This window comes from Vibrio sp. 1CM8B, assembly GCF_023161685.1.
GTDB classification, from domain to species: domain Bacteria; phylum Pseudomonadota; class Gammaproteobacteria; order Enterobacterales; family Vibrionaceae; genus Vibrio; species Vibrio coralliirubri.
In genome coordinates, this window is the sequence record NZ_JALNTU010000001.1 from 497,697 (window position 1) to 516,515 (window position 18,819).

Annotated in this window: 18 protein-coding genes; 12 read left to right on the forward strand and 6 right to left on the reverse strand. The window is 45.2% G+C overall.

Annotated elements, in window-relative coordinates:
• Positions 1–33: 33 nt before the first annotated feature.
• From MSG36_RS02085 to MSG36_RS02125, 9 genes are all read left to right on the forward strand, one after another.
• The gene (locus MSG36_RS02085) at positions 34–801 is read left to right on the forward strand and encodes a FliM/FliN family flagellar motor C-terminal domain-containing protein (RefSeq protein ID WP_248365970.1); all 768 of its coding nucleotides are present in this window, start codon (positions 34–36) and stop codon (positions 799–801) included.
• The gene (locus MSG36_RS02090; protein ID WP_048610127.1) at positions 794–1,177 is read left to right on the forward strand and encodes a FliM/FliN family flagellar motor switch protein; all 384 of its coding nucleotides are present in this window, start codon (positions 794–796) and stop codon (positions 1,175–1,177) included. Before MSG36_RS02085 ends, MSG36_RS02090 begins: the two co-directional genes overlap by 8 nt.
• A 26-nt stretch (positions 1,178–1,203) precedes the next feature.
• Complete coding sequence (gene fliP, locus MSG36_RS02095; RefSeq protein WP_248365971.1) at positions 1,204–1,944, forward strand: flagellar type III secretion system pore protein FliP; 741 nt, start codon at positions 1,204–1,206, stop codon at positions 1,942–1,944.
• On the forward strand, positions 1,941–2,210 hold the full coding sequence (fliQ, locus tag MSG36_RS02100; protein ID WP_048610132.1) for a flagellar biosynthesis protein FliQ: 270 nt from the start codon (positions 1,941–1,943) through the stop codon (positions 2,208–2,210). The genes fliP and fliQ overlap by 4 nt, the downstream gene beginning before the upstream one ends.
• 5 nt (positions 2,211–2,215) lie before the next feature.
• Complete coding sequence (gene fliR, locus MSG36_RS02105) at positions 2,216–2,995, forward strand: flagellar biosynthetic protein FliR (protein WP_050651150.1); 780 nt, start codon at positions 2,216–2,218, stop codon at positions 2,993–2,995.
• Positions 2,988–4,127 (forward strand): flagellar biosynthesis protein FlhB, encoded by a 1,140-nt coding sequence (gene flhB / locus MSG36_RS02110; protein WP_248365972.1) that lies wholly within the window; start codon positions 2,988–2,990, stop codon positions 4,125–4,127. Before fliR ends, flhB begins: the two co-directional genes overlap by 8 nt.
• A 105-nt stretch (positions 4,128–4,232) precedes the next feature.
• A complete protein-coding gene (locus MSG36_RS02115; RefSeq protein ID WP_248365973.1) occupies positions 4,233–5,048 on the forward strand; it encodes a GNAT family N-acetyltransferase in 816 nt (271 codons plus the stop codon).
• Positions 5,049–5,162: 114 nt separating this feature from the next.
• Positions 5,163–6,002 carry an AraC family transcriptional regulator gene (locus tag MSG36_RS02120; protein ID WP_248365974.1) on the forward strand — a complete coding sequence of 280 codons (840 nt, stop codon included), beginning with the start codon at positions 5,163–5,165 and terminating at the stop codon, positions 6,000–6,002.
• Positions 6,003–6,136: 134 nt separating this feature from the next.
• A complete protein-coding gene (locus MSG36_RS02125) occupies positions 6,137–6,769 on the forward strand; it encodes an acetyltransferase (RefSeq protein WP_050647609.1) in 633 nt (210 codons plus the stop codon).
• A gap of 134 nt (positions 6,770–6,903) precedes the next feature.
• Here MSG36_RS02125 and MSG36_RS02130 read toward each other — a convergent pair whose 3' ends face one another.
• On the reverse strand, positions 6,904–7,878 hold the full coding sequence (locus MSG36_RS02130) for an arginine deiminase-related protein (RefSeq protein ID WP_017061193.1): 975 nt from the start codon (positions 7,876–7,878) through the stop codon (positions 6,904–6,906).
• Positions 7,879–8,464: 586 nt separating this feature from the next.
• Between MSG36_RS02130 and MSG36_RS02135 the strand changes: the two genes are divergently transcribed.
• Entirely contained in the window at positions 8,465–10,315 is a 1,851-nt protein-coding gene (locus MSG36_RS02135) for an ABC transporter ATP-binding protein (protein ID WP_248365975.1), read from the forward strand.
• 286 nt (positions 10,316–10,601) lie between these two features.
• Positions 10,602–11,306 carry a hypothetical protein gene (locus tag MSG36_RS02140; protein ID WP_017065155.1) on the forward strand — a complete coding sequence of 235 codons (705 nt, stop codon included), beginning with the start codon at positions 10,602–10,604 and terminating at the stop codon, positions 11,304–11,306.
• 110 nt (positions 11,307–11,416) lie between these two features.
• Here MSG36_RS02140 and MSG36_RS02145 read toward each other — a convergent pair whose 3' ends face one another.
• Positions 11,417–11,905, reverse strand: a complete 489-nt coding sequence (locus tag MSG36_RS02145; protein ID WP_004732526.1) for an Lrp/AsnC ligand binding domain-containing protein — start codon at positions 11,903–11,905, stop codon at positions 11,417–11,419.
• A 280-nt stretch (positions 11,906–12,185) separates the two neighbouring features.
• On the opposite strand from MSG36_RS02145, the gene MSG36_RS02150 reads away from it, so the two are divergent.
• Positions 12,186–12,356, forward strand: coding sequence for a hypothetical protein (locus MSG36_RS02150; RefSeq protein ID WP_179946884.1), 171 nt, complete (start codon positions 12,186–12,188; stop codon positions 12,354–12,356).
• A 61-nt stretch (positions 12,357–12,417) separates the two neighbouring features.
• Here MSG36_RS02150 and MSG36_RS02155 read toward each other — a convergent pair whose 3' ends face one another.
• The 4 genes from MSG36_RS02155 to putA form a co-directional block, all read right to left on the reverse strand.
• The gene (locus MSG36_RS02155) at positions 12,418–12,642 is read right to left on the reverse strand and encodes a hypothetical protein (RefSeq protein WP_076650547.1); all 225 of its coding nucleotides are present in this window, start codon (positions 12,640–12,642) and stop codon (positions 12,418–12,420) included.
• Between the two features lie 605 nt (positions 12,643–13,247).
• A complete protein-coding gene (putP, locus tag MSG36_RS02160; protein WP_248365976.1) occupies positions 13,248–14,774 on the reverse strand; it encodes a sodium/proline symporter PutP in 1,527 nt (508 codons plus the stop codon).
• Between the two features lie 149 nt (positions 14,775–14,923).
• Complete coding sequence (locus tag MSG36_RS02165) at positions 14,924–15,628, reverse strand: 1-pyrroline-5-carboxylate dehydrogenase (protein ID WP_048614230.1); 705 nt, start codon at positions 15,626–15,628, stop codon at positions 14,924–14,926.
• An 11-nt stretch (positions 15,629–15,639) separates the two neighbouring features.
• Positions 15,640–18,777 carry a bifunctional proline dehydrogenase/L-glutamate gamma-semialdehyde dehydrogenase PutA gene (putA, locus tag MSG36_RS02170; protein ID WP_248365977.1) on the reverse strand — a complete coding sequence of 1,046 codons (3,138 nt, stop codon included), beginning with the start codon at positions 18,775–18,777 and terminating at the stop codon, positions 15,640–15,642.
• Between the last annotated feature and the right edge of the window lie 42 nt (positions 18,778–18,819).

The window sequence follows — 18,819 nt, forward strand, 5'->3', positions numbered from 1 at the left end:
AATGACCGCAAAAACCAACAATTGGTACTTGACATGAAGAAGTTATCATTGACTGAATTCGGAAATCCGAGCATAAAAATGCGTAAATTTCTGTTAAGACACTCAAGCCATTTCTCTACAGAAATTATTGATATTTTTAAATTTAACTTTGCGGGCCGTCACGTAAAAGCCACGTTTTCAGAAGCTCGTCGACCTCCAGCAAACAGCATCAAAACCGTTCTTCATATTGAGGAATTTGGGCATGTTTTTTTCTTTATTGCGCCACAAGCTGCCGATATTCTGCTACACAAGCACCTCAACAACCCATTACCACTCAAGAAATCAAAGCGTAGCAATAACGACATTGCGCTAACCCAAACCCACCTAAGGCTTTTTCAAAAATTCGCCATGGCGATAACCAACGCGCTGACTGCCGATGCCAATCACTATGCCATTGAGCACACCGACCATCAGCCCTCTGACATTGGTGTCACCATTACGTTTGAGTTCGACGACCAACAGCTCGATCTGACCTTCATGATCGACAACAAATACGTGAAAAAGCTGCGCGACATGATGGAAAGTAACGAAACCTTTGATCGGGAAGAGATACTCGACAACTTACGCTATCAGCCCGTTGAGCTAGGGTGCGTCATGCTTCACCGGCAGTGCACACTCCATGAGCTTTCTCAGCTAAAACCCGGGGATTTTATGCCCATGATCTTGTGCAAAAACCTCACGGTCAAGGTCAACGGACACCCTACTTTTTTTGGCAAACTTCAATCCATAAACTCTGAACTGGGAGTCGAAATCGATGGCTAACGACAAAGAGACACACAACATTGACAGCTCAATGAGCGACTTAAACCTTCATGATGAATTACCAGATCTTGATGACTTAGATTTGGATGATCTTACCGACGACTTGGACTTGGGAGACGACAAAGAGCATATGAGTAACATCTCTCTGCTAAAAAGTATCCCTGTCGACATCACCGTTGAGGTTGCACGTAAGACATTGATATTAGATGAGCTACTGAATTTAAAAGCAGGCAGTGTCGTGATGCTGGAAAAACATGAAGGCGACCCCGTCGATATCAAGATCAACGGCACCGCGTTTGGCACGGGGGAGATAGTATCCAAGAATGGTCAGTATGGCGTTAGATTACTGAGCATCATCAAGAAACCAAGTAAGTAGCTCCTTTGAATAACGCAAAGAGTACGATGCCGAAACGAATATTCTTCACGCTAGCTTTTGCGTTATTCGCGAGTACATCGCACGCAGAAGGGCTGACGATTCTCAGTGAAACAACCACATCTGACGGCACTGAATACAGCATTAAATTGCAGATTCTAATCCTGATGACATTACTGAGCTTCGTTCCAGCTTTCGTGATCATGTGCACCAGCTTCACGCGAATCGTCATTGTTTTGGCCATTTTAAGGCAAGCGCTCGGTCTGCAACAAACGCCACCAAATCAGGTGCTTGTGGGGATTGCACTCATTTTTACTTTGCTGATCATGAGGCCAGTCTGGACCAAGATTTACGATACCGCTTACATTCCATACTCGAACGATGAAATGTCCTTGATGGAAGCGTTAGCCACAGCAGAAAAGCCGCTGCGACGATACATGCTGGACCAAACGCAACGTAAGGCACTCGAACAAGTCTCCAAAATCGCAGGCGAAACCTCCATAGAGTCCGATCAAGATATTCCCTTCTTAGTATTACTGCCGGCTTATCTACTGAGCGAGCTCAAGGCCGCCTTTCAAATTGGCTTTATGTTGTTTTTGCCCTTCCTGGTCATCGATTTAGTGGTGGCTTCTGTTCTGATGTCGATGGGGATGATGATGCTGTCGCCCTTGATTGTCTCTCTGCCTTTTAAACTGCTGGTATTTGTCATCGTCGATGGCTGGGGCTTACTCATGGGGAGTTTAGCCAACAGTTTTTGGATAAGTGGATGAGTCCGGAAGAAGCCGTCACTCTGGTAAGCCAAGCAATCTGGCTGATCATTCTTATGGTGTCGGTTCTTATCGTGCCTAGCCTTGTCGTGGGTTTGGTCGTAGCAATTTTCCAAGCGGTAACTCAAGTCAATGAACAAACCCTTAGCTTCCTTCCTAGGCTATTAGTAACTCTGTTATGCATCATTCTTTCTGGCCATTGGTTATTACAAGAGATCAACGACCTATTCTTGTTTATCTTCAATACAATACCAAGCAAGGTTGGCTAGCCCTGATGCAAATAACCTTTACTGATATCACCCAATGGCTAGGGATACTCTGGTGGCCATTTGTCCGATTTACTGGGCTTTTTCTTATCGCACCATTTTTTGGTGATAACGCGATACCGGTAAGAGTTAAGTTGCTGTTTGCTTTTATTTTTTCTTTGCTTCTCGCTCCCTTAGTGAAGGAGGTTCCTCCATTTAACCCTTTCAGCATCGACACTCTACTGTTCTCTTTTTACCAACTCATATTTGGTTTTTTAATTGGCTTTGCAGTGATGATATTTTTCACTATTTTTTCAATTGCGGGGCAGGCGATTTCCATGCAAATGGGGTTAGCCATGGCAATAATGAATGACCCTGCCAATGGCGTTAGTATCGCCATCATTGGCAGAATCATGTTCATCACCTCTATGTTGCTTTTCCTCTCTTTAGATGGACACCTAGTGATGCTGCTTGTGTTTAAAGAAAGCTTTGAATATTGGCCTCTCAATTCAGCCTTCCCTTTCAACAGCATTGAATACGTCTTGAAAATGGTCTCTTGGATGTTTGCGACCGGCTTACTGGTAGCGGTGCCTGCTATTGTCGTGATGCTATTGAGCAACATCACGTTTGGTTTAATGAACAAAGCGGCACCGTCTCTTAATGTCTTTGCACTTGGTTTCCCAATGACCATGCTACTTGGCTTATTCGCATTAATGGCCTCCCTAACCGGTATTGGCGATCACTATTTTGATCTGGTATTAGAGTTGAACCAGCATCTGCACTATATGTTGAGGCTGCCTAATGTCTGATCATCAAGACTCCGGAGATAAGAGCGAGCAACCCAGTCAACATAAGCTCGCCAAAGCTAGACGAGAAGGGCAAGTACCGCGCGCTAAAGAGTTCGTTTCTTCAATAACCCTTGTCAGCGTCGTTGCTTACTACGTGTTGAATGTAGACATGATTAAACAGACCTTCATTGAACTGTTTCTTGTGAGCTTTCAGTTTGATAGCCAAACGGTCAGCCAGCCAATGGCTATCGTTGAGTTAGTAGGCACCGCGCTTTTTTCGATGATCACGCTATTTTTCCCGCTTCTGATTCATCAAATGATTGCCGCGATCGTCGGCTCAACGCTACTTGGTGGGTGGATATTCAGCCCATCTTTATTGATCCCCAAGTGGGAAAAGATAAGCCCACTCAAAGGACTGAAACGCATATTTTCCTCTCAATCGATCGTCGAACTGTTTAAGAACGTCATTAAGGTCTCTCTGTTCTTTACCCTACTGTATTGGGTAATATCGAGCTACATCTCGGTGATCACCAACCTAGTCAGTGCCCACTTTGATACCGTCGTACTTTCCGTAGCAACCATTACGATTGAGTACTTGGGTTACCTTCTTTTAATCGTCTTACTGTTTGGCTTGTTTGATTTCCCTTATCAGCGGCATGAATTTACAAAACAGATGAAAATGACCAAGCAAGAGGTCAAAGATGAGCACAAAGACCAAGAAGGTAGGCCAGAGGTTAAAGCTCGAATCCGTCAGATACAGACTCAAAATGCCAAGAGAAGTGCCAATGAGCGCGTGCCTAAAGCGAGCGTTGTGTTAACCAACCCAACCCGTTATGCCATTGCCCTAATTTATGATTTAAGCCAAGCAGAGGCACCGTTTGTTGTCGCGAAAGGGCAAGATGATGTGGCGCTTTACATTAGAGAACTTGCGACTAAAAATGAGGTTGAAGTCGTCGAGAGCCCTGCACTTACCAGGGCGATTTACAACACCACTCAAATCGACCAAATGGTTCCAAACCAACTCTTTGTCGCGATAGCGCACATCCTAACTTATGTGAATCAGCTAAAAGCATGGCGCAAAGGCGAAAGAAACAAACCCACCAACTTGCCCCACTTCAACATTCCTAAATCATGGTCCGATCCAAACGATTAGGCCGCTACTCCACTAGTGAAACACATAAAACTGTCGTTTTTATTCAATACCTTCTTAAAGCAGTCGCCTACACTTGCAGCTATCGAAACAACAGGAATTAACGCGATGTTAGACATCAAAAAAATCTCAGCACTTAGCGACTTGAGCGAACTTAAAACGGCTTACTTTGCTGAGTCAACAGCACCACTTGATGGAATGTGGCACTTCGGCTTTGTACCTATGTCTGACCATTACGGCTTTTACGAAGGTGGCAAACTTGTCGGTTATTGCGTATTGAATGGTGAAGGCTACTTACTTCAATTCTATCTAGCACCAACCGCCAACACCAATATTGCAGACTTGTTCACCTTAATCGTAGAAAACAACAGCTCTGTGGTTGGTGAAGTGAAAGGCGCATTCGTGAGCACGGCTGAACCACAATATCTGTCACTATGCTTGGACAATACTGAGTCCTTCAAAGTCAACGCACTGATGTTTCGCCAGCGTCCAACAGCCGTCGAAAACAGCATTGAAAACATCGAGATGACTCTCGCGACGGAAGAGCAACTCGATCAACTAGTCGAATTTGCTTCATCAGCAATTGGCGCACCAAAAGAGTGGCTGACCGGTTACTACAGCAACTTAATTGCTCGACAAGAGCTATGGGGCTACTGGGAAAATAACAATGTTCTCGCAACAGGAGAATGTCGGAAATTTGATGAACACCAAACGCAGTTTGCCGACCTAGGCATGATTGTCGCTGAGCAAGAACGCGGTAAAGGCTTAGCCACGCGTGTTCTTAACTTTCTAAAGCAGCTCGCTAAAAGCCAAGGGTTAGAAGCTATCTGTTCTACAGAAAGCAGCAACATTGGCGCGCAAAAGGCCATCACACGCGCAGGATTACCATCAAAACATCGTATCTTGCAGTTTGATTTTGACTAAATTTCAGAACTAAGCTGAAAGTTCAGTTCTGATAATAGATACTGATAAAAACTGTCACCGATAACGATATCCACATATAGTTGGAGGTGACAGTCATCTGAAATAGAAGGTCTAATGATCAATTGGTTACAGTCTCCAAAATCCCCTCAAGTCGCTAAGTTCATTGATTGCTACTGGCTGATTGAAAAGACACCCGACGCTCAAACTCATCAATTTCCGATACTCAATCCCGATCCATCGGCACACCTGATCTTATCGCCAAGCGAGCAGGCATATCACTACACGATTGAGCAACAGGTCGATCAAGGCGTTGGTTGCCATCTGCTGTTACCACACCATAAAGCCATCGAATTGGATCACTCAAAGCCCTTTGTTCACCTAGGTATTAAATTCCATGTCGGAGCCTTGTACACGTTAGATATTCCAGACTGTCCGCACCCCAGCCTAGACACTGTTAACCCTATCGATCTCGCGAGTTTGTTAGATAATCCTAATGCCGAAGCAATGTCGCTGATCAAGCTTGCTCAAACCGATGTTGAGGCCTGCTGTCAGCAGTTAGATGATTTGCTGCTTCCTTGGCTATCGACAGCTAAAACGGATAGGCACAGCGAACTCACACGCAAGGTGTTGGGTGTGCTTGGTTCGACACCGATTGCAGAGCTTGGCGACAAGCTGTTTTGCTCGCAAAGAACATTGGAAAGAAGCTTCAACAAGGTAACAGGGCTGACATTAAAACAGTGCCAATCGATGAACAAACTCGAAGCGATGTTGGAATACTTGTATAAGCGAAATTTGGATGACATCGACTGGATGGACGTCGCCTTTCAATTTGGGTTTAGCGACCAACCGCACCTGATTCGTTACCTAAAGAAAACCATCGGTCTAACACCCAATACTTACGCCAAACAAGGCGGCTTAACCATAGATGTTTATGGTGGAGTGAGATCGGACTAACCCACCCTTTATCTATAACAAAGGCTCTGTTTATAACGTACACCTCTGTCTTTTGTGTCCCATTAGTCGCAAGTTTTATTGAGTTTAGATTTGCGACTAAATATACTGGTAACATCATCAGACGGAGGACAAAAATGAATAATAAAAACAAACATATAGTTTTAATTCATGGTCTATATATGCCTGCGTTGATCATGCAATATCTGGATAGAAACTTCAAAAAACGCGGCTTTACAACGCACAAGTTTGCCTACAACTCGCTGCGTTTTCCTTCTGCAGCCAAACGCCTCAATCGCTTCGTGAATGCTCGCTTTAATGAGTACGATGAGGTCTATTTCTTCGGTCACTCACTCGGTGGCTTACTCATTCGTCACTACTTTAAGTTTTATCAGCCCAATTTTGCCGACACCTGCATTATTACCGCAGGCACGCCGCACAATGGGGCAACCATCGCCAAAACACTGTCTAATCATGGGCTTGGTTTTATATTTGGTTCGAGCAAAATGATCTTAAGCGATGGCCTGGGTGACTACGATATTGATGTGCCGATTGGCGTCATTACGGGTACCTACGACGCCGGAGTCGGACGTATTGTTCTGGGAAGAAACCCGGGTGATGGCACAGTCACACTCGAAGACGCCAACCTGAGAGGAGCAACGGATACTTACGCCCTCAAGCTCAACCACACGGCGCTTGTCTACTCCAAGGAAGTCGTGACACTGTCGGCTCAGTTCATCGAACACAGGGCTTTTAAGGACGCTTCATAGCTTATTTCCGTTAGCTTTTGCGCGTTGACTCCTGTATCGAGCTCTTGTTGTCTTATTTGTGATAGATAAAAACAAAAATACCACTCTGCGATGAGAGTGGTATTCAAAAATTCATTGCTGGAAATGAATGCTTGTTACAGACGATTCACTCGCGTTGGTAGGAACACCTCACCCAACATGCATCGCACCGAACCACCACCTATGTCTTCTATCGTTTTCACATTAAATGGTAGTAGTTTACCGTGTGTTGAAAGTTGCGCTAACTGGGCTGGAGAAAACGCATCGTAAGCCGATTGAGACATCGCGATCACCTTGTCGCCATTCACCGTCTCCAGTTGCAAAATGTTGCCGCAGAATCGGTTCATCTGATCAATTGAGATAGAGATAACCTGCTTATCTTTAGCAAGCGACTTCACCACAAAGCGGCGTTCAAACTCAGGGATCACTTCATCACAGATCACACAGAAGTTGTCGCCAATCGCCATCATCACATTGGTGTGGTAAATCGGCTGACCAGACGGTAATGCCGTTTGGAATGAAACCACGCGAGAATAACCAATACGCTTCGCGTAGTCTTCTAACACTTCACGGTCACAACGCTGAGAAAGCGCAGCATAGATAGTCTTGTTGATATGGTCGATAACCATCACGCCCGTGCTCTCTAGATAAGAACCTTGCGCGATGTAAGACTCTAGAGATTCACTGTGGTTAACAATGCGACCCGACGCTTCTAACGCTTCAATAAGAGCATTTGGCTTAACTTCATTTTGACGGTTTTCACACGCCATAGGGAAAGTAAATAAGCTTCCATCACTGCAGGTACTGAACCAGTTGTTAGGGAAAACAGCATCCGGAGTTTCAACGCCCAATTCAGGGTAATCAAACTCTACAACTTGCACTCCTTCTTTACGCAACGAAGCGACCATGGCCTTAAATTCGGCCATGGTTTCTACCTTCACCTCAGCTTCGGTCAGATTCACTCTGTGCTGAAATTCGTTATCACGTGCTGTTTCTTCGTTAAATTTAAACTCTTTTGGCGGCACCATAACAACGCAATTGGCGTTTTGAACATTAGTAATGTGAAGTGATTTTTTGTGTAGGTTTAACATTTCAACCGTCCCTATCTTTTATTTACTTCAGAATTGTAAACAACTTGTTACGACAAGATTCACTGAAAAGAATATTGATTTGAATATTTATCCCAAACAATTACTGCAGATCTTAGATTAATCGGTAATTTTTACTGCAAGATAACAGCACATCAGAAAGAACCAACTGTATGCATATTCGTTAAGTCACTTTATGGATAAATATTCTGATTCCATGCTCTCGCCTATCACGAGTTTTGATTACAATTTAATCCATTTAACGTTAGGATTATCACCGTTGCATAACAATCAATTACGTTTGAAATAAGCTTAACTTTTCCTGTCTAATTCAATCTAAAATAAGCGTCATGAAAGACATTCTTTGGACCTTTCCTGCATCGCTTAGACAAAGTTTTAGTGTTTTAAAGCCAAGTGCCTAAATAGGCGCTAGAACAAAATCCATCGAATGACTTAATACTGATAAGAACCCATGGGCGCTTATATAATTTCAAACTAAGACAGTTAAATTTCAAATCAAGACCATAAAAACAAAGCTGCACCAACGATGCAGTCGCTTATAGATGCACTAGTTTATAAAGGGAAATCTATGTACAAGAAATTTGAAGGCTTTACTGAAGCCTTTCCAAAGGGAGAGCCGATACAACCTCCTACTGGCATACTGGCATTCTGCCGCCATTACACTCGAGGTTTCGAAAAACCATTGATTTTGCTCGGGTTGATGAGCATGACCATCGCGATCATCGAAGTCGCGCTGTTCGGTTACATGGGGCAATTGGTTGACTGGCTATCAACAAGCAACCCAGACACTTTCTTAGCAGACAACGAGTCGACATTGATGGGGCTCGGTATTCTGCTGTTGGTTGTGATGCCAATCTTGATCAGTGTTTACTCGCTATTGCTTCACCAAACTTTGCTGGGCAACTACCCAATGTCGATCCGTTGGTTAGCGCACCGCTACCTTTTGAAGCAAAGCCTGTCCTTCTATCAAGATGACTTCGCCGGACGTGTCGCGACTAAAGTGATGCAAACCTCGCTCGCGGTGCGTGAAACCGTGACCAAAATGGTTGATGTGTTCGTCTACGTAACGGTTTACTTCACGGCGATGCTGTTCATGCTTGCTGAATCAGATTGGCGCTTGATGGCTCCGATGCTGATTTGGCTCTTCGTTTACATCGGTATTCAACTGCACTTCGTGCCAAAACTAAAAGACGTTTCTTCAGAGCAAGCGGATGCTCGTTCACTGATGACAGGTCGTATTGTTGATAGCTACACCAACATCGCAACCGTGAAATTGTTCTCACACAGCAAGCGAGAAACCGAATACGCCGAAGAAGGCATGGAAGGCTTCTTAGATACGGTCCATCGCCAAATGCGCTTGGTTACTGGCTTCAACATCTGCGTTGAATTCGCTAACTATCTATTGGTATTCAGCATTGCGGGTATCTCTATCTACCTATGGTTAGACAACGCAATCACCGTAGGTGCGATCGCGATTGCGGTCAGCTTGGCTCTGCGTATTAACGGCATGTCGAAATGGATCATGTGGGAAATCGGTGGTCTGTTTGAAAACCTAGGTACGGTTATTGATGGCATTAAAACCCTATCTAAACCTATCGCTATCGAAGACAAGAAAGACGCGAAGCCTCTGGACGTTCCACAAGGCGGTATCAACTTCGATAACGTGAGCTTTAATTACGGTGAGAATAAGGGTGTGATCAACAACCTAAACCTCAACATCAAACCGGGTGAAAAAGTGGGCTTGGTTGGCCGTTCGGGTGCAGGTAAGTCGACCCTAGTTAACTTACTGCTGCGTTTCCACGATGTAGAAAGTGGTCGCATCCTGATTGATGACCAAGAGATCTCGAGCGTTACTCAAGATTCTCTGCGTAGCAACATAGGTATGGTGACCCAAGATACCTCACTGCTGCACCGTTCGATCAAAGACAACATTCTTTACGGTCGACCAGAGGCATCAGACGAAGAGGTATACGCCGCAACCAAGCAAGCGCACGCGCATGAGTTTATCGAAACGCTAACCGACCCGTTTGGCAACGTTGGTTACGATGCTCAGGTGGGTGAACGTGGCGTCAAGCTTTCGGGTGGTCAGCGTCAACGTGTGGCTATCTCACGTGTTCTTCTAAAGAATGCTCCGCTGTTGGTTCTGGATGAAGCAACTTCTGCACTCGATTCTGAGGTAGAGGCAGCGATTCAAGAGAGCTTAATTGAGCTAATGGAAGGCAAAACGGTGATCGCGATTGCACACCGCCTGTCGACCATTGCAGCGATGGATCGCCTGATCGTGCTCGACCAAGGCAATATCGTAGAAGAAGGCACGCACCAAGAGCTGATTAACCAGAATGGTATTTATGCGCAGCTATGGAATCACCAAACCGGTGGCTTCATTGCCGATGACCTTGAGCAAGCCACGAGCGCTTAATTTTTGTGCTATTTTAAAAGTGCGGCGTGATTCACACCAATTTGTTTATTAGCGGTAAATTACACGTGGCAGAATGTTATGTCGTAATTATATAATGACATTAACACCAAAGACGCCTCGCTTGCGCGTTCTGGAATAAGGCTAGACTTCGGGGGGAGGCTAGCCTTTTTTATGCCTGCTATTTGGTGCTCTTTGTTACCTGTCCAATAAACTTCATCGATCCTTTTGTTTTTTTCTTGGCGTTTTTTTCTTAAAATGCGCGCAATATTCTTTCTAGAGATCAACCATGAACAAAAGTGTCTTAACTAACGTTATTGCGTTAGCACTGCTTGCTGGCGGCTATGCGACAGCAAACCAATACTTGCTTTATGCAGGCCTATTCGCCTTTTCTGGTGCCATCACCAACTGGCTTGCGATTCACATGTTGTTCGAGAAAGTACCCGGCCTATACGGTTCTGGCGTTATTCCAGCGCGCTTTGAAGAGTTCAAGGCAGCCATCAAGCAACTGATGATGGAGCAATTCTTTACAGAAAGTAACATCGATCGCTTCCTAAGCAGCGAGATGACAGGAAAGTCGCTCAATCTAGAGCCTGTGATTCAGAAGATCGACTTTAACCCTGCATTCGACTCACTGGTGCATGTTATCGAGAACTCTCAGTTTGGCGGTATGTTGGCAATGTTTGGTGGCACAGAAGCACTAGAGCCAATGAAAGCGCCGTTTGTTGAGAAGATGCAAGAATCAGTGATTGAAATCAGCAAGAGTGACTCTGTAAAAAATGCCATCAAAGACGAGCTAGAATCGCCTGCGATGATGGATGAAATTAAAGAGAACATTGAGGCGATCATCGATCAGCGCTTGAATGAACTAACACCTAAGCTGGTTAAAGAGATGGTTCAGACCATGATCAAGAAACACCTTGGCTGGCTTGTGGTTTGGGGCGGTGTCTTCGGTGGTGTGATTGGCTTAATCTCTGCGGCCATTACGCTGTAAGCCGGACACGTTTATCGGATTGCTCTTTATCTGACGCTCAACAAAAAATGGAAGCTTATTAGCTTCCATTTTTTATATCTAAATCACCTTGGTAAGGCGAAATCAGGCCACTATTTTAGAGTTGCCAACAACTCAGGGTTCACACCAAAGCCCTTTTTGTGCTCTTCAATCACCACTTCACTGCGTGTCTGAATCACACCAGGTAGAGTACCCAACTTCGTTGCCATAAACGCTTGATACGCCTTCATGTCTTTCACTCGAACCTTGATCATGGTGTCAAAGTCACCCGACAGTGAGTAGCACTCTTCCACCTCAGGCATCATCTCTACCGCTTGGGCAAATTTGTCGAAGATCGAAAAGCTAGTCTGATCGAGACGAATATGGATAAAGACTTGAACATCAAGTCCCAGCTTTTCTGAACAAAGCTCAGCATGGTAGCCCGTGATGTAGCCCTCTTTCTCCAATCGCTTGAGTCTATCAGAGCAAGGTGACGTCGTAAGGTTGACCTGTTTTGCCAACTCAACGACAGGCAAACGCCCTTTCATATGCAGAATTCTTAGTATCTCTTTATCGATACGATCGAGTTGATGCTGAGACATAACATTCCTTAAACATTCTAAGTTCCGCTCAGTATATTCCATACCAAGAGCAATCGAAGAAAACCTCGCTCACACATTTAGAAAACTAAACGTACCATTCGCATTCACGCTAAATATAAATCAACAAACAACGATAGCAACTCTTATAAATCAAGCTCTAATTATTAACAAATTATTATAGAAATGACCCGATTAACAAACAAGTTGAGCCAGAAACGAAAGAAAGGACATAGGTCAAAGTGAATAATAGAATTATCAAAGAGAAAGGATAACTCTAATTATGAAAACACAAGAACTCGCATACAAGCCTTACGGTATTGGTTCATGGACACACGTAACGGTATCAAAAGATGTTGCTCAAGCACTAGCAAGTGAATACTCAAACTATGGATGGGAAGTGAGGATTGATGGCGACGCCATTGACGTTGAGCCAGCGCTCAAAGCCGCATAGAAACACAAAAACCTCCTAAAACGGAGGTTTTCTCTCTAAGTTAGTGAGCGCTTACTATTAGCTATGCTAAACCAACTTGGGGGACAGTACTTCCTGTTTCGCAACGGCAGTTACACGTTCGACAAAAGTGCTGAGTTTCCATATCGTAATACAGGTTTCCACTAAATAACTTTGACGTCCATTGCATCATACGTCCAGAGGCTGTCTCAGGCTCTGATTCACAACGTTTCATTATAGACTTATGTAGTGTTGTTTTTTTACATCCTTTGCAATAGAGATCAGGCATACCTTTGTCCTATAGGTCTTTAGTGGTTACTGACAATTGACACATCATGTCCAATTCAGTTCAACAATTCACCGAGCTAATGACAAAAGTGAGCGCTAAGTTCAAAAAACAGCCAATTTTCCCTTTGTTTTTTGATATCAAGCGTCATCAAGATCCTTCTTCTTCTATTTATCCCCCCTTTAATCATTCGGTTTCGATTTACATTGTAAAACCCGATAACGGCAGTACTTCACCCGTATTCACCCGAATTTGAAATAAGACAAAAGTCGCACCCGGATAAAGAAAACTCGGCTTTTAATGATCACAAAAAACATATTGATCGAGCACGAAGCAATAAACACCAATATTGATAAAGAACGCTAGGGTCACGTCATGGAGAATTGCGGGGGCAATGAAAAATACATGTACAACTGATACAGGCTGTTTGAGATGATGGAGCCAAGTGCCCATCAAAAGAGTTTGGAGTCATTGAAGATAGACCAGCACGAGGTCGAAAGCATTAGGGAATGGTCAAAAAAATAGAGCCACCGAAGTGACTCTATTGTTTTTATCAATTGGTTGTTGCCAATGTTCTTAGCTAATTCACATCTGCTTTACAATGTAAATTAGTCTAGCTCAACTAGGTTCTTCTCGAACTCAGCATGTTGCTTCTTAACTTCATCTTCTGGCTCGCCAGTAATCAAGCTAACCACAATGATAGAAATCGTTGATAGGATGATTCCCGGTACGATTTCGTACACATCGAACCAACCGCCTGTGAACTGTTTCCAAAGTACAATCGTAACACCACCAACTACGATACCCGCTAGAGCGCCGTTACGGTTCATACGAGACCAGTAAAGGCTCAATACGATAGCTGGGCCAAACGCAGCACCAAAACCAGCCCATGCGTAAGACACAAGGCCAAGTACTGAACTGTCTGGCGTCATCGCTAGCACAAGTGCAATGAGAGAGATTAGGATTACCGCGAAGCGGCCGACACGAACGATCTCTTCAGACGTCGCATTTTTCTTAAGCACTTGCTTGTACAAATCTTCTGCCATTGCAGATGAAGAAACAAGAAGTTGTGAATCCGCAGTACTCATGATTGCCGCTAGGATTGCCGCCAGTAGGATACCTGCGATTACTGGGTGGAACATCGCGTTCACAAGAAGCATGAAGATCTTCTCGCCATCGTCTAACTTAGGCGCGCCAGAGTTCGTTACGTAGATTAAACCAACCAGACCAACCAGCATTGCACCAATCATAGACAGTGCAGTCCATACCACCGCGATACGACGCGCGGTTGTTAGGTCTTTATTGCTACGCGTTGCTTTGAAACGAGCAAGGATGTGTGGCTGACCGAAGTAACCTAGACCCCATGCTGCTAGCGAGATGATCGCGATAGCAGAAAGAGGCTCACCTTTCGCATCATTCCATAGCGTGAGTAGCTCTGGGTTGATGTTATGAAGGTCTGTAGATAGCTGGCCAAGGCCGCCATTCATTGCTGCGATTGGTACAATCAATAGCGCAGCAGACATTAGCAGGCCTTGAACTAAGTCAGTCCAAGATACCGCTAGGAAACCACCAAACAGGGTGTACGAAACCACACATACGGTACCGATGATTACCGCCGTTGTGTAATCTAGGCCGAATACCGTTTCAAACAATTTACCACCTGCTACCAAGCCTGAGCTTGTGTAGAAAAGGAAGAATAAAAGGATAAAGAAAGCAGAAATTGTTTGGATCAGCTTAGAGTTATCGTTGAAGCGACGAGATAGGAACTCAGGCAGCGTCAGTGATTCAGTTGTAATACTGTAAGTACGTAGGCGTTTAGCACTGATTAACCAGTTTGCCCAAGTACCAACCAGTAGGCCACCAGCAAGCCAGAATGCCTCAAAGCCAGCAGCGTAAGCGTAACCAGGCAGGCCAAGTAGCAACCAACCACTCATGTCTGATGCACCAGCAGAAAGTGCAGCAGGCCATGGGCCTAACGAACGACCACCTAGGAAGTAGTCAGTTGAGTTAGATGTACGTTTGTAAGCAATAACACCGATCGCTAGCATCATAATTAGATACGCAATGAACGTCGTCGTTATTGCAAAACTGTTTTCTATCATTTGATAGTCCTCATTTTGTAGAAAGCCTTCCATGCCTAATTCAATGCAAGGCACTCACCGTAAAGGCAAGCAAATGCATTGAGTTAGGTATTCAGGCTCCAAAGCACTAAGGGTTAAATCCAAAAATGGAAAAAACCAACAATGGAGAAACCAAAAGTGCTTAGAGCCAATTTTACTGAAGGTTAGTGAGCTTCGCTTCCAAGTTCGAGCAAGGTCGCGTTACCGCCCACGGCTGTTATATTTATAGTTCGCGTACGCTCGGTAATGAAGCGCAGCGATAGGTGTGGATCATTAGCAACATTCATTGTCGCCAGATCCGTTTCAGCCACTAAACCGACGATTGCACCGTCACGCTTAGCAAGCTGTAAATTGATAGCTTGTGCCGTTTGTGAATTACCCACGTAACCTGCACTTCGTACATCGCAAGACAGCAGCTGTTGAGCAGCGTCGTACGATGAAACCTGTACTAAGTTGGTTGGTAGATTCGCTTGTTTTGCAGCATCAGCAATTAAGGTGTTGAACTGCACGTCATCACTGCACAATTGAACGCTGTTACCTGCCAATAGTGCTGCAGTAATCATCGCCGTTGCAGTTTGCAGTGCCGGCAGCTTCTCTTCGCAATCATCAACAATCACCAAAGCCACACCGCGGCCAGCGGCATACAGCTCATTGGTTTCGCCCGTAGGACCCGCCATTAGATGATGCTCAGAAAGCAGCGCAGACGCTTGCTCTAGGTGATAAGTCGCCACTGCAGCCAAAGGCGCAGATTGGCTTTCGATCTCTGATTTAAATGAAAGTACCTGAGCACTCTTATGATCAAAGTCGGTAAGATTCCATTGTTCCCACGCTAACAAAGCATCAGAAAAACCTGTCACTTGATGAACCATGATACTGCTCCTTATGCCTTGTCTTGTGATTGAGAAAAATGAACATCTGTAAAGCGGTATAGGTAGTGAGGACCACCCGCTTTAGGGCCAGTACCCGACAAACCTTGACCGCCGAATGGTTGAACCCCAACAACAGCACCCACTTGGTCACGGTTGATGTAGCAGTTACCCACACGAATGTGTTTCTCGATCCAACGATAAGTTGTTTCGTTACGGCTGTGGATACCCATAGTTAGGCCAAAACCAGTTTGGTTGATTTGATCGACCACTTGCGCTAACTCACTCGCTTTGAAGCGAACAATGTGCAGCACAGGGCCAAACTGTTCTTCTTTCAAGCAACTGATGTCATCAATTTCAAACGCACTTGGTGGAACAAAGTCACCATGTTCACAATCCGTACCTAGAGAAAGTTGAGCCACCTTCTTCTGGGTATTGGTCATGTTTTCTAAGTGTGCCATTAGCTTCTGTTTCGCGTTTTGGTCGATAACAGGGCCGACATCGGTTTTATGAAGATGTGGAATGCCAACACTCAATTCGTCCATTGCACCGTGAATCAATGCAATCACACGGTCTGCGATGTCTTCTTGGATGTAAAGCACACGCAGTGCAGAACAACGTTGACCTGCTGAAGCGAATGCCGAACGAATAACATCACGGACTACCTGTTCTGGCAGTGCGGTACTGTCGACGATCATCGCATTCTGACCACCGGTTTCCGCGATAAACGGAACAGGCTTAGCGTTACGACTCGCCAATGACACGTTGATACGTTGTGCTGTTGGTGTTGAACCCGTAAAGGCAACGCCCGCAATCGCATCATGACTGGTTAGCGCACTGCCGATCTCAGCGCCACGGCCCGGTAGTAACTGAATCGTGCCAGCAGGGAAACCCGCTTCATTCATCAGTTCAACGGCGCGAGCTGCAATTAAGCTTGTTTGTTCTGCAGGCTTAGCCACAACCGTATTACCCGCAACCAAAGCTGCTGTAATTTGGCCAAGGAAGATCGCGAGAGGGAAGTTCCAAGGGCTAATACAAACGAACACACCACGACCTTGTCGAGAAGCGATACGTGTTTGGCCATCAAAACCTTTTAGTTCGAAACCTTGTAGGTTATCCGCTTGTTTTGCGTAGTAACGACAGAAGTCGACTGCTTCACGCACTTCATCAACACTATCGTGAATCGTCTTACCCGCTTCTTGATGACAAATCGCCACCAGCTCAGCTAGGTTGTCTTCCATCAGGTCAGCTAACTTATCAAGTGCAGCCGCTTTGGTTTCAACCGAAGTTGCGTTCCAATCAGCGAATGCAGCATCTGCGCCAGTGATCGCTGCGGAAACATGATCAAGGTTAGCAAAAGCCACCTGACCCACATTAATACGACGATCATAAGGTGCAGTCACTTGTTCAACGTTCTGATCAGCCTTGATCATGCTTTCGGCAAGAGATTCACCGTTGATCACAGGGCCAGCAGTCCATTGATTGTTTAAGAAGCCTTTTACTTGCTCTTCAAACTGATGCGCTTCGCTTTCGATATCAATGTTCACACCGTATGAGTTTTTACGCTCAGGGAATACCGCTGGAGGCAGAGGAATCTTAGTGTTGTTCAATGTATCGAACGCCAGAAGCATATCGACAGGGTGTTGAGTCAGCTCTGCCACTGGGCAACGAGCGTCAACCAAACGGTGTACAAACGAGCTGTTTGCGCCGTTTTCTAGCAAGCGACGTACTAGGTATGGCAGTAGATCTTTGTGGCTGCCAACCGGTGCGTAAATACGTACAGACTGTTGGTAAGCTTCCATCGCATGGTTGTAAAGAGAATCACCCATACCGTGTAAGCGTTGGAATTCAAAGTCTTTATGATCGGTCATTACGGCAATAGCAGAAACGGTGTGAGCATTGTGGCTCGCAAACTGCGGGAAGATATTGCCACGAACACTTGGGCTCAACAGGTAACGTGCACACGCAAGGTAAGCTACGTCTGTCGCTTCTTTGCGCGTATAAACTGGGTAATCAGTAAAGCCCGCTTGTTGCGACCATTTGATTTCGCTGTCCCAGTACGCACCCTTCACTAGGCGAAGCGGGATTAAATCACCCTGCTCTTTCGCTAGGCGGTTTAACCATACTAGAACCGGTAGTGCACGCTTTGAGTAAGCTTGAATAACCAGACCAAATTTACCCCACCCTTTTACAAGGTCAGTGCGGTACAGTTTTTCGAATAATTTAAGAGAAAGCTCTAGGCGATCCGCTTCTTCCGCATCAATCGTAATTGCAACGTCTAGCTCTACTGCACGGCGCAATAGCTGTTCTAGCGTGTCGCAAAGTTCCGTCAATACTCGGTCTTCGTTCGCCACTTCATAACGTGGGTGAAGCGCAGAAAGCTTGATAGAAACAGACGGTGCTGGGCTCGATTTTGAAGAGACGTATGTGTCTCGACCTACGGCTTCAATCGCCATTAGGTAATCTTTGAAGTATTTGTTTGCGTCAGCAGTGGTCAGTGCCGCTTCACCTAGCATGTCATATGAGTAGGTAAAACCTTTATCACGCATAGACTTACCGTTCTTTTGCGCTTCAGCAATGCTGCGGCCAAGAACGAATTGATGACCCATGACCTTCATTGCTTGGTGCATCGCTTTACGAATTACCGGCTCAGAAAGCTTGTTCACTAAGCGGTTAACCGCTTGACCTGCACTCTGCTCTTTAGATGAAAGCCCAACTACCTTACCCGTTAACATTAATCCCCAAGTGGATGCGTTAACAAACACTGAGTCAGAATTCTTTAGGTGAGATTTCCAATCCGCAACGCTGAGTTTGTCGCGAATCAATGCATCAGCCGTTGCTGAATCAGGAATACGCATCAAGGCTTCCGCCAGACACATCAGCAAGATGCCCTCTTGAGTATCTAAGCTGTATTCAAGCAACAGTGCATCGATCATCTGGATAGAAGTCTTATCCGCACGGATAGCTTCGATCAATGAGGTCGTTTTCTCTGAAATTTGCTGCTTTTCTGACTCAGAAGGGGTAGCTAGCGGCAGAAGTTGCTCTAGCCATTGGGTTTCATCCACCATATATAATGGTGAGATAAGCGACCATAGATCAGTAAGCGACTGCTCATTGAATTCTGGCTTTAACACATCAGTAGCTGTAAACATGCGTTTTCCTTAATCTCACACCCGGAATTAGCCCGGGATCTC

What these genes read in the sequence shown, in the direction of transcription:
- MSG36_RS02090 (WP_048610127.1), top strand. Translation starts at nt 794, where the DNA reads ATGGCTAACGACAAAGAGACACACAACATTGACAGCTCAATGAGCGAC.
- MSG36_RS02130 (WP_017061193.1), bottom strand. Translation starts at nt 7,878, where the DNA reads ATGTTAAACCTACACAAAAAATCACTTCACATTACTAATGTTCAAAAC.
- putP (WP_248365976.1), bottom strand. Translation starts at nt 14,774, where the DNA reads ATGGAAGGCTTTCTACAAAATGAGGACTATCAAATGATAGAAAACAGT.
- MSG36_RS02140 (WP_017065155.1), top strand. Translation starts at nt 10,602, where the DNA reads ATGAACAAAAGTGTCTTAACTAACGTTATTGCGTTAGCACTGCTTGCT.
- MSG36_RS02085 (WP_248365970.1), top strand. Translation starts at nt 34, where the DNA reads ATGAAGAAGTTATCATTGACTGAATTCGGAAATCCGAGCATAAAAATG.
- MSG36_RS02165 (WP_048614230.1), bottom strand. Translation starts at nt 15,628, where the DNA reads ATGGTTCATCAAGTGACAGGTTTTTCTGATGCTTTGTTAGCGTGGGAA.
- putA (WP_248365977.1), bottom strand. Translation starts at nt 18,777, where the DNA reads ATGTTTACAGCTACTGATGTGTTAAAGCCAGAATTCAATGAGCAGTCG.
- MSG36_RS02145 (WP_004732526.1), bottom strand. Translation starts at nt 11,905, where the DNA reads ATGTCTCAGCATCAACTCGATCGTATCGATAAAGAGATACTAAGAATT.
- MSG36_RS02155 (WP_076650547.1), bottom strand. Translation starts at nt 12,642, where the DNA reads ATGCCTGATCTCTATTGCAAAGGATGTAAAAAAACAACACTACATAAG.
- MSG36_RS02115 (WP_248365973.1), top strand. Translation starts at nt 4,233, where the DNA reads ATGTTAGACATCAAAAAAATCTCAGCACTTAGCGACTTGAGCGAACTT.
- MSG36_RS02125 (WP_050647609.1), top strand. Translation starts at nt 6,137, where the DNA reads ATGAATAATAAAAACAAACATATAGTTTTAATTCATGGTCTATATATG.
- MSG36_RS02120 (WP_248365974.1), top strand. Translation starts at nt 5,163, where the DNA reads ATGATCAATTGGTTACAGTCTCCAAAATCCCCTCAAGTCGCTAAGTTC.
- fliR (WP_050651150.1), top strand. Translation starts at nt 2,216, where the DNA reads ATGCAAATAACCTTTACTGATATCACCCAATGGCTAGGGATACTCTGG.
- MSG36_RS02135 (WP_248365975.1), top strand. Translation starts at nt 8,465, where the DNA reads ATGTACAAGAAATTTGAAGGCTTTACTGAAGCCTTTCCAAAGGGAGAG.
- fliP (WP_248365971.1), top strand. Translation starts at nt 1,204, where the DNA reads ATGCCGAAACGAATATTCTTCACGCTAGCTTTTGCGTTATTCGCGAGT.
- fliQ (WP_048610132.1), top strand. Translation starts at nt 1,941, where the DNA reads ATGAGTCCGGAAGAAGCCGTCACTCTGGTAAGCCAAGCAATCTGGCTG.
- flhB (WP_248365972.1), top strand. Translation starts at nt 2,988, where the DNA reads ATGTCTGATCATCAAGACTCCGGAGATAAGAGCGAGCAACCCAGTCAA.
- MSG36_RS02150 (WP_179946884.1), top strand. Translation starts at nt 12,186, where the DNA reads ATGAAAACACAAGAACTCGCATACAAGCCTTACGGTATTGGTTCATGG.